Source organism: Pleomorphovibrio marinus (genome assembly GCF_003347495.1).
GTDB classification, from domain to species: Bacteria; Bacteroidota; Bacteroidia; order Cytophagales; family Cyclobacteriaceae; genus Pleomorphovibrio; species Pleomorphovibrio marinus.
On sequence record NZ_QCXY01000005.1, the window covers coordinates 64,447 to 81,871 of the forward strand.

The window sequence follows — 17,425 nt, forward strand, 5'->3', positions numbered from 1 at the left end:
TGAGGTTATAAACCAACTATTAAAAAATCCCTACTATATGAAAACGGCCAACTTAAACCTAGGATCCCCTACCACTATTTTTTATTTTACTAATGGGGATAGTGTAGACAAAGGAAGTAACAGGAAATCTCCGGGAACCTCAGGCGAAGGCCCCCGGCCTCCACAGAAAAAGGATTTTCCAGACAAAAAGAAAAAAGATAAGCAGGAAGAGGAGGTAGATAATGAGAAAAGAGACAAAAACAAAAAATAACAGACAGGTGAATTTATTTTTTTAAAATTTAATTATCTGATTTTCAATTTTTTATAGTAATACCGATTAATTTTTTATTACCATTCAGTGAGATATCACAAGGTTTGAACTCTTCATCATTAAGATAATGTGAAAATGAGTTCTTATCATTCCATAGAAGATTTACTTAATGACCCCTCTTTCAGGGCCTGGGTTCTGGAACAAGCCAAAGTGGAGAGGTGGGACAAGATCCTCGATCAACAGGGCGATCAAAGGGAAAAGCTCCTTCAAGCCAAGGAAATCCTACTTGCCTTAAACAACGAGGGGCAAGATTGGAGCAGCAGAAAACAAGAAAAGTTGTTTGAAAAAATCCAGTTTAGGACTAAACAGCGCCAAACTGGCAAGCCCAAAGGGAAGGTTAAACTTGGTTTATTTTTTTTGTTAGCTATTGCCCTATTTGCAGGGACAATTTGGTGGAGCCACTTTGCGGGATTAATTTCTCCAAAATCCACTATTACCTATGTAGAAGAAGCCATATGGGTGGCAAAGGCAAACCCCAAAGGCCAAAAATCCAGAATCCATTTACCCGATGGGAGTACTGCTTTTCTAAATGCTGAGAGCTCGATAAGGTTTAGGCAAAATTTCGGCAAATCAGGGAGAGAAATCTATCTCCAAGGAGAAGCTTTTTTTGAAGTCGCCGAGGATAAAGAAATTCCATTTGAAGTGTATTGCGATGCCTTGAGCATTACTGCACTTGGTACCTCCTTTAATATCAATTCCTTTCGGGAAGGAATCACCTTGGTGCAGCTAGCAACCGGAAAGGTTATGGTGGAAAACAATAAGGACCAGGAAGCCCCTTTAGAGCTAAACCCAGGGGAAGAAGTAGTCCATATCTATGGGAATGGCATGGAAAAAAGAAGCTTTGACATACAGAATGCATTTCTCTGGAAAAGCGGAACGCTCCTTTTCGAAAATACAGACCTCGACACCTTCGTGGAAGACCTGGAAAGGTGGTATGGGGTTGAAATCAAAATTGTAAACCCCCCTCGGGATCAATTGCAGATAACTGGGAAATTTACCGAAGACTATCTCAGTAAGGTGCTGGAGGCCATAGGCTATGCCTATGGATTCAGCTATAGAATTAACCAAAAACAAGTTGTTTTAACCTTTGACTAACCCCCAAAATAATATGCAAACAAAAACCTGAAAGTAAAAAGCCAATGATTTCTCATTGGCTTTAGTAGGCAAATAATCAAGTTTCGTAGGCTCATTATTTGCCCTGTTCTATCAATTATCAATAAAACATTCTAATTTATGAAAAATGCATTACATACCTTATGTATGATAGGAAAATTCTATCTATATGGATTTGTCGTACAGCTATTTTTTCTGAATCTAATTTATGCGGGTCCTATTAACGCCCAAGGTTCCCTGGACATCAAAAAGGTGTTTATCAACCTGGATCTGGAAAAAGCTACCTTGCAGCGGACTTTTGAAGAAATCGGTCGACAATCAGGTTTTACCTTTATTTTTGACCAAAAGCTGGTACAAGGGGCCGAGCAAGTCCAATTGCAGGCCAATAACACTTCCTTGGAGGAAGTACTGTTGCTATTATCCAGTAGTCATGGACTTTCCTTCAGGCAGGTAGATGAAAAAATCAGTGTAAGGGAGTCCCGAAGAAGAAACATCCCCCAACCCATCCTGGTTGAGGTGACAGTTTCCGGAAATGTAGTGGATCCCAACGGGGAACCCATACCGGGAGTCACAGTCTCCGTACCGGGCACCTCCTTAGGAACTGCCACAGACATTGACGGAAACTATTCCATTACAGTACCTGAAGGTTCCAGGCTTGTATTTTCCTTTATAGGCTTTGAAACACAAACAGTGGAAATTGGTGACATGAGTGTAGTCAACGTGACCATGACAGAAGATGTTTCTAGTTTAGACGAAGTAGTGGTAGTAGGCTATGGAACACAAAGAAAAAGCGACCTGACAGGAGCCATTACCAGTGTAGGAAGGCAGGCACTTGAAGAGAGGCCAATTACCAACGTGGTACAAGCCCTACAGGGTAATGCTGCGGGAGTACATGTGAGCACCAATATGAGGCCAGGGGAATTGCCTGCCGTAAGGATCAGGGGCAACAGGTCCATCAATGCCTCCAATGACCCTCTTTATGTGATAGACGGAATTCCGGTGATTTCCCAATTAGGGGTAAACTCCTTTTCCCTTAATGATCTTAACCCCAATGACATAGAATCAGTAGAAATCCTCAAAGATGCTTCCGCCACCGCTATTTATGGTTCCAGAGGGGCTAATGGTGTGATTCTGGTGACCACCAAAAAAGGGAAAAAGGGCCAGGTTAAAGTAGACTATAATGCCACCTTTTCATTTGACTCTTATAAAAACCTCACCAACTGGATGAGTGGAGGCCAATATGTCGACATATGGAGGGAATCCCTAATCAATGGTAGGTTATACGGTGACGCTGAAAACCAAGACCTGAGTACTCCAGCACAACCTTGGTACCCAGACCCGTTTCTGGATCAACAGGTAATGGGATTAGGTCAGGATACCTACGCCAGGGATGGTGTGTGGATGGGTTATGAATGGGATGATTGGGGCAACACCCCCAGTACCAGGCCAACTACGGAAGCGGAAAGGGCTATGGGATGGCCGGATCAGGTACCTATATACAATTCTGAGAACGTAAGAAACCACAATTGGCAAGACGAGGTGAGCCGTCAGGGTGTGACGCAAATTCACCAAGTCTCCCTATCAGCGGGTTCGGATATTTCCCGCCTTTACCTTTCTTTGGGTTATTTCGATCAAAAGGGAGTACAAAGAGACCAAGATTTTGAGAGGTTCACCATAAACCTTAACGGGGATGTGACCCCTACAAAATGGTTAATGGTTGGCACCTCCATTATGGGTTCATTTTCCAAACAAAACTTTGGATTTATGGGGCCTAATACGAGCAACACGGGATCCAAAGACCTGTTCTCCAGGGGAAATGACCAATTCCCATATGCGGTACCAAGGGACAGTGAGGGAAACTTGATCCAAAATCCCGGGGGGAACCTAAGTCTTTGGAACCCTGTGATGGATATTGATCAAGCACTCAATGAAAGAAGAGCCTCCGCAGTAATGGTCAATATGTTTGCCGAAGTGACTTTTACCCCTTGGCTAAAGTATAGGTTGAATTTTGGTGGGCAGATGCGGAATTTCAGAAACGGGAGCTGGACAGGCCCAAATTCTTCCAATCACCTAACCATTCAGCCCAATACAGCGGGAATGAACCGAAACGAAAACTTTGGATGGGTAGCAGAGAACCTTTTATTTTTCGATAAAACCATAGCAGAAGAGCATACCGTAGGAGTAACCTTACTACAATCTTCCCAGTATTCCAGAAATGAGGGGATTTCCATGGCAGTAAACAATACCATAGTTCCTGCCAGCCTTTGGTATGACCTCAATTCCAATGCGGTAGGAAACCCCCAGAGTTATGGAACCTCTTTTACCGAAAACACCATTCAATCTTGGATGGCTAGGGTGAATTATTCTTTTAAGGACCGTTACCTACTTACTGCCTCTGGAAGATATGATGGTGCCTCGGTATTGGCTCCCGGTCATAAATGGGACTTCTTCCCCTCCTTCTCGGCTGCATGGAAAATGCAGGAGGAGGCTTTCTTAAGGGATGTACCTTGGATAAACGAGCTTAAACCCAGGTTGGGTTTTGGAGTGACAGGAAATTCGGCAGTAAATCCCTATACCACCACCGGCCCATTAAGCAGAAACCCTTATGTTTTTGGTGACCAAGCGGCCTTTGGTTTCTTACCTCAACTTGCCCAAAACCCAAATCTTGGATGGGAAAAAACTGCTCAATGGAACGTAGGGCTTGATTTTGGAATATTAGAAGGAAAGGTAATTGGTTCTTTTGAGGCTTATGACATGACAACCACGGATCTGATTTTTGCACGTTCGTTACCGGCAGTAAGTGGTTATGTCCAGAAGTTCGAAAATATAGGAAGTACAAGAAACCGGGGATTGGAACTTACCTTATCCACTATAAATATAGAAAAGGAAGACTTCATGTGGCAGACGGACTTCAACTTTGGTATGAACAGAGAGGAGATCCTTGAGTTGGTCAACGGGGAGGAAGATATGATCGCCAATAACTTGTTTATCGGACATCCCATCCATTCTTTCTTCGATTTTGAAAATGCCGGTATTTGGCAGAATACAGAAGATGACCTGGAAGAGATGAGCAGGTTTAACGAAAATGGACATAATTTTTATCCAGGTACCGTCCGAGTGGTGGACCAAAACGGGGACTATAGGATAGATGGGGATGACAGGGTGGTAATTGGTACACGCCAGCCAAGATGGACAGGTGGAATTACGAATACTTTTAGGTACAAAAACTGGACTTTAAGCTCCATGGCATATGCGCGTATGGGACAAACCTATATGGGTGGATTGCCCCATTACGGTGGAATGTGGCCCAATGGGCGCTATGAAACCGATTTTTGGAGATGGGATAATCCCGGAGGAAGATGGCCACTACCTGTGATGGGTGCTAACGTGGAAAACATTTCCACGGCTATGCAATTTAATGACGGATCCTTTGTGGCCATCAGGCATATTTCGCTGGCTTATGAATTTCCAAGATCCATGATCGAAAGGTTGGCTATGACCAACCTCCAGATGAATGTGCAGGTGGTCAACCCATTCCTTTTTGGAGGAGATGTGGTCAGGCTGGGTTTAAATCCGGATGATGACACTGCTTGGGAAAACAGAAATGCACAAGGAGATCCTTTGGGAGGAATGAACAGCAATACCATTCTTCCCCAAAGCTTTGTTTTAACCCTAAGGGCAGGTTTTTAATCACTCAAAACAAGAAATTATCATGAAAAATAATAGATGGATTTGGGCACTTACCTTCCTAGTAATATTTAGTGCTTGCGAAGATTTTCTGGAAGAGGAACAGGTTGCCAACCTTACCCAGGATTATTACAACGACGAAAACGGACTTGAAGCCCTGATCAATGGTTTATATGTCTATGCCAGGGTAAAGCATGAATGGGAATCGAATGGGGCACGCATCACCCAAGCAGAAACAGATGCTTATATGACTTCAAGCCCCCCATGGGCTAGAATGGAAGTTGGCATATATGGCAATGACCTCAGTTCAGTGGCTAATAATATATTTAACTACCTTGGGAATGCTAATGCCTCCTTTGCGCCCATGGGTGCATATCCACATATCAATAATTGCAATATTGCATTGGACATTTTGGAAAACCAGGCACCGGGTGTGTTTGAAACGGACCAGGTATTTGCCAATAGAAGAAAAGCAGAAATCCTGTTTTTGAGATCCTGGGCCTTTTATTTGATTTCCAATCAATTAGGAGACATTCCCATGCCGCTGACACCAAGGCGGGAGGATGATGGCATTTATTTCTTCCCTAAATCCTCGTTGGAGGAGGTTTATGAACAGATCATAGAGGATGTCGCCTTTGCTTACGAGCACCTACCCACCAATGTCCAACAAGGAAGGGTCTCGAAGTGGGCTGCGGGTCACTTTCTGGCCAAGCTTCACCTAAATAGAGCTCAAGCTTCCGAATTCGCGAACAGCGGACAGGAACATTTGAGAATGCTGTACAAGGGCACCAATGCCACGGACCTGGACAACGCTATCCAATACGCCACAGAAGTTATCAACGGTGTCGGAGAGCTAGCTCCAGACTACTGGACACTGTTCGATCCCCAGGTGGCTGAAAGCAACCCCCATCAAGAAGTACTATGGTCGGCACAGTTTGATGTAAATATTGGCTTGAATGGAAGATTTGGAGGAAACAGGTCAGTAAATTACCATGTGGGCAACTACACTGAGCAATCCGGAGTGGCGCGAGCCATGGCATATGGTAGGCCTTTTGGAACCTTCAAGCCCACCGATTGGGGCTATGACAACTTTACCGACAAAATGCACGATAGCCGATTTGCCAAAACTTTCAGGCATGAATACATCAGCAACATGGGCTCAAATTCCACTTCCTACACCTGGAATGAAGCTTCTGCCGCATGGTGGAATGCAAACAAACCCGCAGACCAACCGGAGGCAAGTGCTGGTGATAGAAGGATTTTAGAAGGAGAAAGAGCTATTATCTATCTGGAAAACAGCAAGGAAGATGCTTTGGATTCCATGATGGTAATGAGCATGCCTTTCCAGTTTATGGTGAGATGGGTGAGGTCTTCTACTACAGGCAATTACTACTACAGATTATTTATCAATGGTGCAAATATGGGCCTGGGAACCCAAACCGCCCCTTACCTTTCCGTGAAAAAATACGTGGATCCCAATAGAGGCGGGTCAAATGACGAAAGCAATTTCAATAGCGAAAATGGAACCAGGGATGCCATCCTTATGCGCTTGGCGGAAACCTACCTAATCCGGGCAGAGGCCTTTGGTAGGAAGGGGGATTATGGATCTGCAGTGGAAGATATTAACGTTCTCAGGCAAAGGGCAGCCTTCAAGGGAGGGGAACCAAGGCCTTCAGTGCTAGTGGAATGGTACCCTGAAGCCGAAGATCTCCAACCCGAGGAAAGGCTAACCCCATTTGCGTCTGCTGGAAACTCCATAGATGCATTGATGGTGACGGAAAACCACTTTACCCCAGGAACTGCTGAGGCCGAAAGAGAGGGGTATATTCCTACAATAAACAGTAAGGAGGAAATGTTTATTCACTTTGTTTACAACGAAAAAAACAGGGAATTCCTTGCCGAAGGCATACTTTGGGAAGATCTCCATAATGCTGGAATACTTTATGATCGTGTAATGTATCATAACCAGATGGCCTCTAACTTGAATGGTTTATGGCCTGTAGCCTCGAATACCGCAGGTGGAAACGGTCAGGACGGAAATGGAAAAGGGCAATTTCAGCCACACCAAACCTTTAGACCCTGGCCATTTGATTTCTTGGTGCAGTTAACGGACGAAAGTGGAAGAACACTTTCCTCAGAAGAAAGGGCACAGTTCCAAAACCCTGGATATTAAAAATTGAAATAAACTGACTGATAGCTATATTTTAAAAGGACGGGGAGATTCCCTGTCCTTTTTTTTATGGAGATGTGGGCAACATGTTTCTGATGGCTGATATTTTCCAATTTTCCTCTTCCATTACCACAATAAAAGTACTCCACATATTTCTAGTTTCTCCCCCTGGGCTTATTATTTGATATCGCGCATCCACAATGGCCACCTCGGGGGAAAGTTGCTTTACCTTGTCTACTGTCAACACCCTATTGCCCTCGTTGACTTGTGAACTTCGCTTCATTCCCTGTACTGCGGTATCGAGGCCCAAGCGCCACTCTCCACTGCTCACTAGTTGGTCAATATCATCCGTGAGGATGTTAGCCAGTAACTCGGCATCCTGCTTTTCCCTTGCCTCTGCATAGCTGGCAATCAAATCATGAAAAACCTTATCGTCGGATTGGGCTAGACCTTTGGTGAATACTAAGGTGCTTAACAATAGGATAGTAATGTGGTTGGGTGACATATTGAGTTTGTTAATGGTTGATGGGATAATAGTTAAGGGTTAAGGGTTAGTGGCTAAGGGATTAATGGTTAATTAACAATTAAATAACTAACCATTACCATTCAACTAACCTCTTCCGGCATAGGGCATTTCGTTGGCCATAATCGTGAGCCAGGGAACGTTGGTGTCTGTGGGAAGACTTGCCATGTAGGCTACTGCACTTCCTACATCTCTTAGCTGCATGATAGGTTCCGGTTTCAGGGTGCCATCTGCCTGCATCACTCCAGTTTGCATACGTTTGGTCATGTCGGTGCCAGCATTGCCTATGTCGATCTGTCCACAGGTAATGTTAAAGGAACGCCCATCCAGCATAATAGACTTGGTGAGTCCCGTGATAGCATGTTTACTCGCATTATAAGGCACTGCATGGGGACGGGGTACATGGGAAGAAATCGATCCGTTGTTGATGATCCTGCCTCCCATGGGTTGCTGGGTTTTCATAAGCTTCACAGCCTCTCTGGCACAGAGGTAGGAACCAGTAAGGTTGATATCGATCACCCGTTTCCATTCCTCAAAAGGAAGCTCTTCCATGGGAACCGCTGGGGCATTTACCCCTGCATTGTTAAAAAGTAGATCCAACCTGCCAAACTTCCCCAAAACCTGCTGAAAGAGATCACTTACCTCCTCCGGTTTCGAAATATCCGTAGGGCAGACCAATACTTCTACTTGCGCACACATTTTTGCCGTTTCCTCCAGCTTGGACCTGGTACGGCCCACTAAGACCAAGCACCATGAGGCATCTGCAAGCGCCTGTGCCACCGCCTGGCCCACCCCGGAGCCTGCCCCGGTAATCATCGCTATTCTATTGGTTGGATTCATCAAATATTGGGTAACTTAATTTTTTCTTCTTGAATATAGTTGAGTATTAGTTCATCGACAGAGTTGTCTTTCACAAACCCCAGGCTTTCAGCAACACTGGTGTCAAAATAGGGAGGCCAGGTCAATACAATACTTTGTAGAAACTCGTCTGGCTCATAAGAGGCAAGGGCGGCAACTTTGGGCCCTGCAATCCTTTCCAGGCTTTGCAGCATTTCTTCTACCGAAACCGTAATCCCGGGAAGGGTGATCATCCTATCGTCCCCCAATTTTCCGGCATCTATGTTGGCAGCATGCAGAAAGTTCTGAATGACCTTTTTGGGAGACAAAAGCCAAAACTTGGCTGATTCCTGTACCGGATAGGTAGCTTTTTGCCCATTTAGGGGTTCCCGTACGATACCACTAAGAAACGAGGAAGTGGCCGCATTAGGTTTGCCCGGACGTACGGAAATGGTGGGAAGCCGTATACTTCTTGCATCTACAAAGCCCCGCCTACTATAATCATTCATCAAGAGTTCCACCATGGCCTTTTGCGTTCCATAGCTACTTCTTGGTTTTGGACCAGTGGTATGGCTAATGGTCTGTTTTACATCTCCCCCGAAGACGCCACAAGAACTTGCAAATACAATTCTGGGATGATAATCCCTACTCCGACACATTTCTAACATTTGCAGGGATCCTTGAAAATTCACTCGCATGCCCAATTCAAAGTTCTTTTCAGCCTCTCCACTTACCACTGCTGCTAAGTGAAAAATGATGTCAGGTTTTTCCTCAATTAAGGATTGCATAACAGAGGCTTCGCTGAAATCCCCTTCTATGCATTTGAAACTTCCATCCTTATGCATTTCCTCAGGGAAAGCAAGGTCTACCAACGTGAGTTGCGCCACTTGTCCCATATGAAGGCCACCTTGGGTAGCTATGGTACTGGCAAGCCTCTTGCCCAAAAATCCTGCCCCTCCTACTATCAATACTTTCATATTTTGGTTATTTAGTTAATTGGTTAATTATATCATCGGGAATAACTTAGCCACAATCAATACCTGTGCCAGGCCCACCAGGCCTATCACAGCCAATACCAAGGTCCATGTTTGTAGCCCTTCCTTTTCTGAGAATCCACTCATTTTGGACACCACCCAAAAGCCAGAATCGTTCATCCAGGAGATAAACAGGGAACCAAAGCCCATAGCCAGCAAAAGGTAAATGGGATGATAGGGCAACTCAACATCTGTCCCTACTATTGCCGCCATAATCGACGCCGCGGAAATCATAGCCACTGTGCCGGAACCTTGGGCAGTTTTAAACACAGCCGCGATGAGCCAGGCCAAAACGATATAATGGACTTGAAATCCTTCAGTGGCATTTTTGATGGCATCCCCTATCCCACTGTGCCCTATCATGGCTCCATAGGCACCACCGGCACTGGTAATCAGGATAATCAAGCCCCCGATCTCCAAAGGTCTAGAAACCCCCTCCCAAAGTTCCCGGGCAGTAAGCCCCTGCGCTCTAGCCCAGATGTACAAAGCAAGCAAAGTGCCCACTGTCATGGCTATATTTTTGTTTCCCTGTAAGGCTACCCAAGCAGGTACATTTTCTCCAAAGGCAGCAACCACGGAAGCCAGACTTATCATTATTAAGGGGAGGACTATAGGCAAAAGCGAAAGTAAAAGGGAAGGGGGACGTTGAATGGGTTTTTGAGGATTACTGGCAACTCTCAAGGGTATATCAAAGGTGCGATTTTGCCATTTGCCTGTAAGGATCACCGCGATTGCAGGAATAATACCTGCCAATAGGCCAAATACAATCACTAAGCCCAGGTCTAACTGCATGGTTTCAGCCATGATCAAAGGACCAGGTGTGGGAGGAACCAGGCTATGGGTAATAACCCCTCCTCCCCCAATGGCCACAACATAAAGCACGAAATTCTTTCCCGTTTTTTGCGCCAATGTGATGCCCAACGGAATCAGCAGGAAAAAAACGGTATCCAGAAAAACGGGTATAGAAAGGATAAAGCCGGCAATCACTAATGCAAATGCCGCTCTCTTCTCCCCCATTGTTTGTAACAAAACATTCACGATTTTGGCGGCAGCCCCACTTTCCATCATTGCCGCACCAATCACAGCAGCCAAGGCAATGACCCAAGCAATTTTACCGGCCACAATGCCAAATTCCACCATGGGTAGTTCAACAGCGGTAACCCACGCGTGTTCTCCCATTACAGTGGTAGGAAGTTCCGGTGTGAGAAAGCCTACAAAAATAGCGGCGAGGATAAGTGCAATAAAGGGATGGAATTTGGCCTTGGTAATTAGGAATACGACAAGGATTACGCTCAACAAAAGAACTAAAAAGGGCCAGGTTGTTGGGTCATTTATCCATGTCATAACCTAAAGAAATGAAAAAAAATGGAATAATACCTAAAATTTTGTGTGAAAATAATGTGGTTTATTTAGCTGGTAATGCCAAATGTAACCTTCCGGTTCAAAGGCACCCTTAAGATTCAAAATCCGCTTTATGTCCATTCTCACTAAGCCAAAGATTTAAGATTGATTTAACCTATACCCCTTCGGATTTAAAGTTCCTGTCGAATATTCAATGCATCGAAAAATCTTTTTCCTCCCAATTACATTGCTTTATTTTTTCCTGCTTATGGCTATCCCCGAGCTACTGGTTTTGTCAATTTCCGTTTGGTAGTCGGGGTGCTTTTGTACAAAATCCACATATTCCCGGATTCCACTGATGTTTTGCAATACGTTGTGGGCAGTAAATGTACCTCCTGACTTCAACTTGGGGTGTAGGTCCTTAAAGTACTGGATGTACCAGTCTTTGTCTGCGTCACTAAACACAAAATCAAACGGGCCCTCAAGGTCCTTTACGATCTGGTGGGCATTACCCAGCCTGAAATCCACATATTCACTAAGGCCCAATTTTTCGATATTTTCCCTTGCCTGCTTTTGCCTGCCCTCATCCAGCTCAATGGTCACCAGCTTACCCCCAGTTTTACTGAGGGCCCAGGCCAACCAAACAGTGCTGTGTCCTGTGGAAGTACCAATTTCCACAGCGGACTTGTATTCATTGTCCACAATGAGGTCATGCAGGGTTTTTCCATCCTCATAGGGGACATTCAAATTGCGCCAATCTTGTCGTTTTTGTTGCAGAAATTCTGGGACACGTTTGTCCAATTCCTTATCTTCTTGCGCCAAAAGAAATGGGGAAAACAAAAAACAAAGCAGGAATAGTAGATAGGTTTTCATGGTACTTGGGTTTAATGTCAGCACTAATTTAATCAAACTTTTGGAGGCAGACACCTAATAGATATCCTTTGTTCTTTTGTCCGAATAATTTTCTTCCAAATATTGGAAAACCTTTTGAAACTGATCAGGATAAAACCTGGAACTGATACTTCTCCATCTTCTTTCCTTTAGTTGGATATTGACAGCGAATACCCTTCCAATCCATAGGAACTGGGCCTTCTGCAGGTTCCACTTAAGTAAGTTCTCCCCAAGTTCAATCTTTTCTTCCCTAAAGGGATAAACAAACAACAAGGTGTCTCCCTGAAGTTTGACCTCGCCAAGCCGTCTCATAAAAAGCAGCAGAGGAATGGCTATTAAAATTAACAAGCCAAGTATAATCAATATAAGAATGAAAGTGTCCATGGGGATACGTTGGTAGGGTTCAGCTTAATAACGACCAAAGGGAATGCCAGTTTACAACAATCACCGACGATTAATTCGACAAATTGGTTTTGTGGTCATAATTATGGTTCTGACCGTTAAAAAGATAGTGTTGGCACACGTCTAAAATTTGCTTTTTACAAAATTATCCAGTAGTCTTGTCTTAAAAAAGCAGCTTCAGAAAGATGTGATTTTTGAAGTAAACGGAAAAGGCTACCTTACCAAACTCACTTTAACCTAATTCTATCTTTTCTGCGCCAACGATTTTACCCAAGGCCCAATGGCCCAGCAACAATAAACTATTTTCACATTTAAAGAAAAAATAATCATGTCAAAAAAAGTGGTAACCCTAGGGGAGATTATGCTTCGATTGTCAACTCCCGGTTTCAAAAGATTTGTTCAATCTGATAGTTTTGATGTCACCTATGGTGGCGGAGAAGCCAACGTAGCCGGTGCATTATGCAATTTTGGGTTGCAAGGGGTGTTTGTGTCCAAGGTACCTGACAACCCTATAGGCCAATCTGCAGTGAATCATCTACAGCGCTACGGTGTGGACACGCAGCATATAGCCAGGGGCGGTAATCGCTTAGGTATCTATTTCTTGGAAACCGGGGCTTCTATGAGAGCTTCACAGGTGGTATATGACAGGGCCGATGCCTCCATTGCCGAAGCAGAGGTGTCGGATTTTGACTTCGACAAGATTTTTGATGGTGCAGTATGGTTCCATACCACAGGCATCACTCCGGCACTCAGCGACAAAGCTGCTGCACTTACCGAGGCCGCACTTAAAGCGGCCAAGGAAAAAGGCGTGACGACCAGTATTGACTTGAACTATAGGAAAAAACTCTGGAGCAAAGAAAAGGCCAAGGAGGTAATGACCAAACTTTGTAAATATGTGGACGTGTGCATAGGCAACGAAGAAGATGCCGAAACCACTCTAGGGTTTAAGAGCAATGAAACGGATGTAACCAAAGGCGAGTTGAACCTGGACGGATACAAGGATGTCTTCAAACAGATGAAGGAAAAATTTGGATTCAAGTACATTGCCTCTACTCTTAGGGAAAGTTACAGTGCTTCGGACAACGGCTGGAGTGCATTGGTTTATGACGGCAACGAGTTTTACCATTCCAAAAAATACGAGGTACGGATCGTAGACCGTGTAGGGGGAGGGGATTCCTTTGCCAGTGGTTTTATTTACGGCCTAGTGTCAGAGATGAGCATGAAGGATGCCACAGAGTTTGCAGTTGCAGCTTCTGCGCTTAAACATACCATCCCAGGTGACATGAACCACGCTACCCTAAGTGAGGTGAAGGTGTTGATGGGGGGAGACGCCAGCGGCAGGGTTCAAAGGTAAGTAGCCATGATACTGGACAACCTATCAGCAGGAAAGAAATATGCGGGTATGCATGTGAACTTTCCAAAAGCCTTTGCCTACCTCACCGAGACAGACCTGGACAGCCTGGAGGCAGGGTTCTACGAAATATCCGGGAAGGATGTGGTGGCCACTGTATTTACCAAGCCGTCCAAAACGAAGGAAGAGTCATTGGAAAAATTCGAGTGCCATGACAAGCATATTGACATCCAGGTATGCTTACATGGAGAGGAGGCAATAGGATGGAAACCGAGGGAAACCTGCAAGCAGTTAAAAGGAAGTTACAACCCCGAAAAGGATGTTTCTTACTATGCCGATGAACCTGACACCTACTTCCAATTATCCCCAGGACAATTTGCCATTTTCTTTCCGGAAGATGTGCATGCACCTATGATAGGTAAAGGAGATATCAAGAAACTAGTAATTAAAGTAAAGATTTAGATAAAACAATATAACTATCTGATTTTTAATAACTAATTAAACAAAAAATAGAACCACCAAATAATATTTGGTATTAAACTATATCGAAATGGCATCAAAATCAGAAATATTGAAGCGCATTCCCGAGCAAGGCATACTTCCGCTTTATTTTGACAAAAGCGAGGAGGTTAGCCTGGAGGTGCTCAAGAGCCTTTACCAAGCCGGGATAAGGATGGTGGAGTACACTAATCGGGGAGAAGCTGCCTTGCACAATTTCAAAAAAATGGTGGAACTGCGGGACAGGGAAATGAAGGATTTGCTACTGGGAATTGGCACCATCAAAAACCGACAAATGGTGGAAGTTTACATAGAAGCAAAAGCCGATTTTATCATCTGCCCGGGCCTTGTGGAAGAGGTGGCCGAAGTGGCCGACATGCACGATATGCTTTGGATCCCGGGGTGCATGACCCCTTCCGAAATCATAAAGGCGGAAAACATGGGAGCAAAAATGATCAAGCTCTTTCCTGGAAACATCCTTGGGCCAGAATTTTTGGGAGCCATCAAGTCCTTGTTCCCCGAGCTGATGTTTATGCCCACTGGGGGAGTTTCACTGGAAAAAGAAAACATAGAGGCCTGGTTCAAAGCTGGGGTTTGTGCCGTAGGCATGGGTAGCAAGTTGGTCAGCAAACCCCTGCTTGAGGCTCGTGATTATGGCAAAATCAAATCCTTGACGGAGAAAGCCATCGCCATCGTCAAAGAGATAAAAGGCTGATCTTTTCCAGCAATTCTTAAAGTAGAAATAAAACCGCAATGGTTCACCCCAGAGACATTTGGAGACCCTTGCGGTTTTTTTTTACAAACTCCATCATGTATTCCTCTTTTGGTTTCTCTTTTAACGATTTTTATGTATTTTTGACAACAACACTATTGCAACCTGATCCACCAAAATAACCAACATGAACCTTCATTCCCTCGATGAAGCAAGACTATGGAAACTAATCGTTAAAGGCAACGACGATGCTTTTGCCTTTGTTTACAGAAAATATTCCTGGGATCTTTACAAATACGGACACAAGTTCACCATTGACTCCAACTTAATCGAGGATGTGATTCAGGACACATTCGTGAAGATTTTTGAGCAAAGACAGCACCTACAAATCCGCAGGTCCATCAAATTCTATCTTTTTTCCACCTTTAGGCACGAAATCATAAAAAGGGTAAACCATGCCTACCAAGTGGACTCCCTTTCTGACTTCCACGACAAAATCGCTTGGGAAGAATCCTTTGAGCGAATGCTGGAAGACCAACAAATTCTCACCGAATCCAAAACCAAGTTGACCAAGGCTCTGGAGGCCCTTCCGCCCCGACAGAAAGAAGCTATATTTTTGAGGTACATAGAAGCCCTCACCAATGAGGAAATCGCCGAACTTATGGGGATAAAGATTCCCTATCTCTACAACCTTATCAGCAGTGGGTTGAAAACCCTCAAGTCCACATTATCCACCCTCTGAGTAGGCCAATGCGGCCAGCAGTTGTCCCATCAGACCCATTCCAAACTGGGAAATCACCCGGTAGGGACTTTGCTGAAGTTCTTCCCCTCCCCTATTGATCTGTGACACTCCCCTTAGAAACCCATCAGGGCTAAGGTAAACCTTCAAGCCATCAGCCGCACGGCTTCCTATGTCCAAAAAATGGGAATCCAGCCAACCCATATTCACCCCCCAAACCATGGCAGCAGCAATACCCCCAGTGGCCGAGGTGTCAACGGCCAATTGCTCCTGGTCCACATACCCTCTCCACATGCCCTGCCCATCCTGGTGGGTGGCCATTTCCTCACAGAGATGAACGAAAGATTCCCTTAAACCCCTATTTTCCATCTCCTGGGCCAAGTCACCTCCCCTTACCAACCAAGCCGTCTTGATGATACCCAATAAATACCAGGCGGCTCCCCTACCCCAGTTTCGGTAACCCTGTTGTCCCTCCAAACTGGAGCGCTGGTAAATGGCTTTGTCGTCCGTAAGCAAGTTCATCCTCACCTCTAGCTGGTCCAAAGCAATTTGCTTAAGGGAATCATCCCCCTTTTTCAGCCCAGTGGCCATCAGTGGGTAAGCCAGGGTATAGCAGCCTTCCGTAGTCACCTGGTTGCCACCTATAATCCCATTTTCATCCCGTCTTTCCAAAATAAATGAAAGGGCTTGATCAATCGCCTTATGGGTAGGATACAGGTCAATGATGGCGGTAAAAGGCAGAAAATCCTCTATGCTGTTGAATTGTCCATCCAGGGGGAATGTATTGGGATTTTCAAACATTATCCCTATTTCATCATCCAGATAGTTTTCCAGATGCTTTTTCAACGTTTCGCTTGCCCTAGCTTCCCCCAATTGATGCCAGGAATAAAGTGCGTCCTGCACCGATCCCCCCATCCATCCAAATGGGCTGAAGCTGTTCATGGAATAGAAGTTATCAAAAAACCCCTCCAAATCTCCTGGACTATGGCCTTCCAAAAGATGGGGTTGCAGCCCTTCGGGAGTGTTTTTGTCCTTTCCGTAAAACCATGCCTCCCCTGCACCTTGGCTAAGCACTAATTTAATCCCCTCCTTTCTCAAAGCTTGGGTATGTTCTTCAGGAATCTCAAATTCAAAGGGCTGATAAGGATGGGCAAAAGTCATCACCCACTCCCCTATTTGCTGATTGCTTTTCCCAAGGTAGAGTGTCAAGCGTTTTTCTTCCCTAAAATCTATGGCTGCAGTTAGACGCAAAAACAGCGGGCCTTTTAGGGACTTTTTGGAAAAGTGAAGAATGGTCGACGGCTCCTTAGCGGCATGAACAGGAAATACGGGCCAACCCATGGGCACCCGTTTGCCTTCCGGGTATTCGATAGGCGGGAAATCAATTTTCCTGGGTAACAGTCTTCGAAAGGAGTCTTGAGGGGTATACGGGTAAAAAGACAGCAAAGGGGCCAGGGACAAAGAAGCCCCAAAGGCACCGGAGTAGGTCAGAAAAGATCTTCGGTTCATCCTCACAAAGTAGGGAAAATTGGCAAAAAAAAGAAGGGGGAACTTAATTCGAAGGGCCAGGCAGCCAGTTTTTCCGATCTATGAGCAGCCCGGAGATACCCTGGTAAAGTAAGACCATTACGACTACCAATCAATAGCACTCCATACATAGCGTCACCGATGAACCCGGTCTATACCAGGGTGGGGATACTACCAACTAGATCTCGGTAAGTCCAATCACTTTCCGGTGGTACGTTTGGGCCATTGCAAATGGCCCTATGGATTTTTCGTGTTACTATTAGTTGGGGAATAAAAGGGTGTAGTGGATA

Annotated in this window: 15 protein-coding genes; 8 read left to right on the forward strand and 7 right to left on the reverse strand. The window is 44.9% G+C overall.

All coding sequences use genetic code 11. The features are described from left to right. Window positions 1–37 precede the first annotated feature (37 nt). From DB520_RS14025 to DB520_RS14040, 4 genes are all read left to right on the forward strand, one after another. A complete protein-coding gene (locus DB520_RS14025) occupies window positions 38–250 on the forward strand; it encodes a hypothetical protein (protein WP_114750361.1) in 213 nt (70 codons plus the stop codon). 135 nt (window positions 251–385) lie between these two features. Further along, entirely contained in the window at window positions 386–1,405 is a 1,020-nt protein-coding gene (locus tag DB520_RS14030) for a FecR family protein (RefSeq protein WP_114750362.1), read from the forward strand. Between the two features lie 138 nt (window positions 1,406–1,543). After that, window positions 1,544–5,113: a SusC/RagA family TonB-linked outer membrane protein gene (locus DB520_RS14035; RefSeq protein ID WP_114750363.1), complete on the forward strand. Its 3,570-nt coding sequence runs from the start codon at window positions 1,544–1,546 to the stop codon at window positions 5,111–5,113. 22 nt (window positions 5,114–5,135) lie between these two features. Beyond that, complete coding sequence (locus DB520_RS14040; protein WP_114750364.1) at window positions 5,136–7,283, forward strand: RagB/SusD family nutrient uptake outer membrane protein; 2,148 nt, start codon at window positions 5,136–5,138, stop codon at window positions 7,281–7,283. 64 nt (window positions 7,284–7,347) lie between these two features. On the opposite strand, the gene DB520_RS14045 is transcribed toward DB520_RS14040, so the two are convergent. The 6 genes from DB520_RS14045 to DB520_RS14070 form a co-directional block, all read right to left on the reverse strand. Continuing rightward, on the reverse strand, window positions 7,348–7,785 hold the full coding sequence (locus tag DB520_RS14045; RefSeq protein WP_114750365.1) for a YybH family protein: 438 nt from the start codon (window positions 7,783–7,785) through the stop codon (window positions 7,348–7,350). A gap of 105 nt (window positions 7,786–7,890) precedes the next feature. Continuing rightward, window positions 7,891–8,643: an SDR family oxidoreductase gene (locus tag DB520_RS14050; protein ID WP_198675345.1), complete on the reverse strand. Its 753-nt coding sequence runs from the start codon at window positions 8,641–8,643 to the stop codon at window positions 7,891–7,893. Then, entirely contained in the window at window positions 8,643–9,617 is a 975-nt protein-coding gene (denD, locus tag DB520_RS14055) for a D-erythronate dehydrogenase (RefSeq protein ID WP_114750366.1), read from the reverse strand. Before denD ends, DB520_RS14050 begins: the two co-directional genes overlap by 1 nt. 27 nt (window positions 9,618–9,644) lie before the next feature. Beyond that, entirely contained in the window at window positions 9,645–11,018 is a 1,374-nt protein-coding gene (locus DB520_RS14060; RefSeq protein WP_114750367.1) for a GntP family permease, read from the reverse strand. 249 nt (window positions 11,019–11,267) lie between these two features. Continuing rightward, a complete protein-coding gene (locus tag DB520_RS14065; RefSeq protein WP_114750582.1) occupies window positions 11,268–11,888 on the reverse strand; it encodes an O-methyltransferase in 621 nt (206 codons plus the stop codon). Window positions 11,889–11,942: 54 nt separating this feature from the next. Continuing rightward, on the reverse strand, window positions 11,943–12,290 hold the full coding sequence (locus DB520_RS14070; protein ID WP_114750368.1) for a hypothetical protein: 348 nt from the start codon (window positions 12,288–12,290) through the stop codon (window positions 11,943–11,945). Between the two features lie 346 nt (window positions 12,291–12,636). Here DB520_RS14070 and DB520_RS14075 point away from each other — a divergent pair, with 346 nt between their 5' ends. The 4 genes from DB520_RS14075 to DB520_RS14090 all read left to right on the forward strand — a co-directional run bounded on the left by DB520_RS14075 (window position 12,637) and on the right by DB520_RS14090 (window position 15,611). After that, on the forward strand, window positions 12,637–13,662 hold the full coding sequence (locus DB520_RS14075; RefSeq protein ID WP_114750369.1) for a sugar kinase: 1,026 nt from the start codon (window positions 12,637–12,639) through the stop codon (window positions 13,660–13,662). A 6-nt stretch (window positions 13,663–13,668) separates the two neighbouring features. After that, window positions 13,669–14,121 carry a YhcH/YjgK/YiaL family protein gene (locus DB520_RS14080; RefSeq protein WP_114750370.1) on the forward strand — a complete coding sequence of 151 codons (453 nt, stop codon included), beginning with the start codon at window positions 13,669–13,671 and terminating at the stop codon, window positions 14,119–14,121. Window positions 14,122–14,209: 88 nt separating this feature from the next. Next, window positions 14,210–14,872: a bifunctional 4-hydroxy-2-oxoglutarate aldolase/2-dehydro-3-deoxy-phosphogluconate aldolase gene (locus DB520_RS14085; protein ID WP_114750371.1), complete on the forward strand. Its 663-nt coding sequence runs from the start codon at window positions 14,210–14,212 to the stop codon at window positions 14,870–14,872. 184 nt (window positions 14,873–15,056) lie between these two features. Then, window positions 15,057–15,611 carry an RNA polymerase sigma factor gene (locus DB520_RS14090; protein WP_114750372.1) on the forward strand — a complete coding sequence of 185 codons (555 nt, stop codon included), beginning with the start codon at window positions 15,057–15,059 and terminating at the stop codon, window positions 15,609–15,611. On the opposite strand, the gene DB520_RS14095 is transcribed toward DB520_RS14090, so the two are convergent. Continuing rightward, a complete protein-coding gene (locus DB520_RS14095; protein ID WP_114750373.1) occupies window positions 15,597–17,117 on the reverse strand; it encodes a glycoside hydrolase family 88 protein in 1,521 nt (506 codons plus the stop codon). The genes DB520_RS14090 and DB520_RS14095 overlap by 15 nt on opposite strands. Window positions 17,118–17,425: the final 308 nt, after the last annotated feature.

Coding starts and splice junctions, on each gene's coding strand:
- DB520_RS14025 (WP_114750361.1), top strand. CDS start 38: ATGAAAACGGCCAACTTAAACCTAGGATCCCCTACCACTATTTTTTAT.
- DB520_RS14030 (WP_114750362.1), top strand. CDS start 386: ATGAGTTCTTATCATTCCATAGAAGATTTACTTAATGACCCCTCTTTC.
- DB520_RS14035 (WP_114750363.1), top strand. CDS start 1,544: ATGAAAAATGCATTACATACCTTATGTATGATAGGAAAATTCTATCTA.
- DB520_RS14040 (WP_114750364.1), top strand. CDS start 5,136: ATGAAAAATAATAGATGGATTTGGGCACTTACCTTCCTAGTAATATTT.
- DB520_RS14045 (WP_114750365.1), bottom strand. CDS start 7,785: ATGTCACCCAACCACATTACTATCCTATTGTTAAGCACCTTAGTATTC.
- DB520_RS14050 (WP_198675345.1), bottom strand. CDS start 8,643: ATGAATCCAACCAATAGAATAGCGATGATTACCGGGGCAGGCTCCGGG.
- denD (WP_114750366.1), bottom strand. CDS start 9,617: ATGAAAGTATTGATAGTAGGAGGGGCAGGATTTTTGGGCAAGAGGCTT.
- DB520_RS14060 (WP_114750367.1), bottom strand. CDS start 11,018: ATGACATGGATAAATGACCCAACAACCTGGCCCTTTTTAGTTCTTTTG.
- DB520_RS14065 (WP_114750582.1), bottom strand. CDS start 11,888: ATGAAAACCTATCTACTATTCCTGCTTTGTTTTTTGTTTTCCCCATTT.
- DB520_RS14070 (WP_114750368.1), bottom strand. CDS start 12,290: ATGGACACTTTCATTCTTATATTGATTATACTTGGCTTGTTAATTTTA.
- DB520_RS14075 (WP_114750369.1), top strand. CDS start 12,637: ATGTCAAAAAAAGTGGTAACCCTAGGGGAGATTATGCTTCGATTGTCA.
- DB520_RS14080 (WP_114750370.1), top strand. CDS start 13,669: ATGATACTGGACAACCTATCAGCAGGAAAGAAATATGCGGGTATGCAT.
- DB520_RS14085 (WP_114750371.1), top strand. CDS start 14,210: ATGGCATCAAAATCAGAAATATTGAAGCGCATTCCCGAGCAAGGCATA.
- DB520_RS14090 (WP_114750372.1), top strand. CDS start 15,057: ATGAACCTTCATTCCCTCGATGAAGCAAGACTATGGAAACTAATCGTT.
- DB520_RS14095 (WP_114750373.1), bottom strand. CDS start 17,117: ATGAACCGAAGATCTTTTCTGACCTACTCCGGTGCCTTTGGGGCTTCT.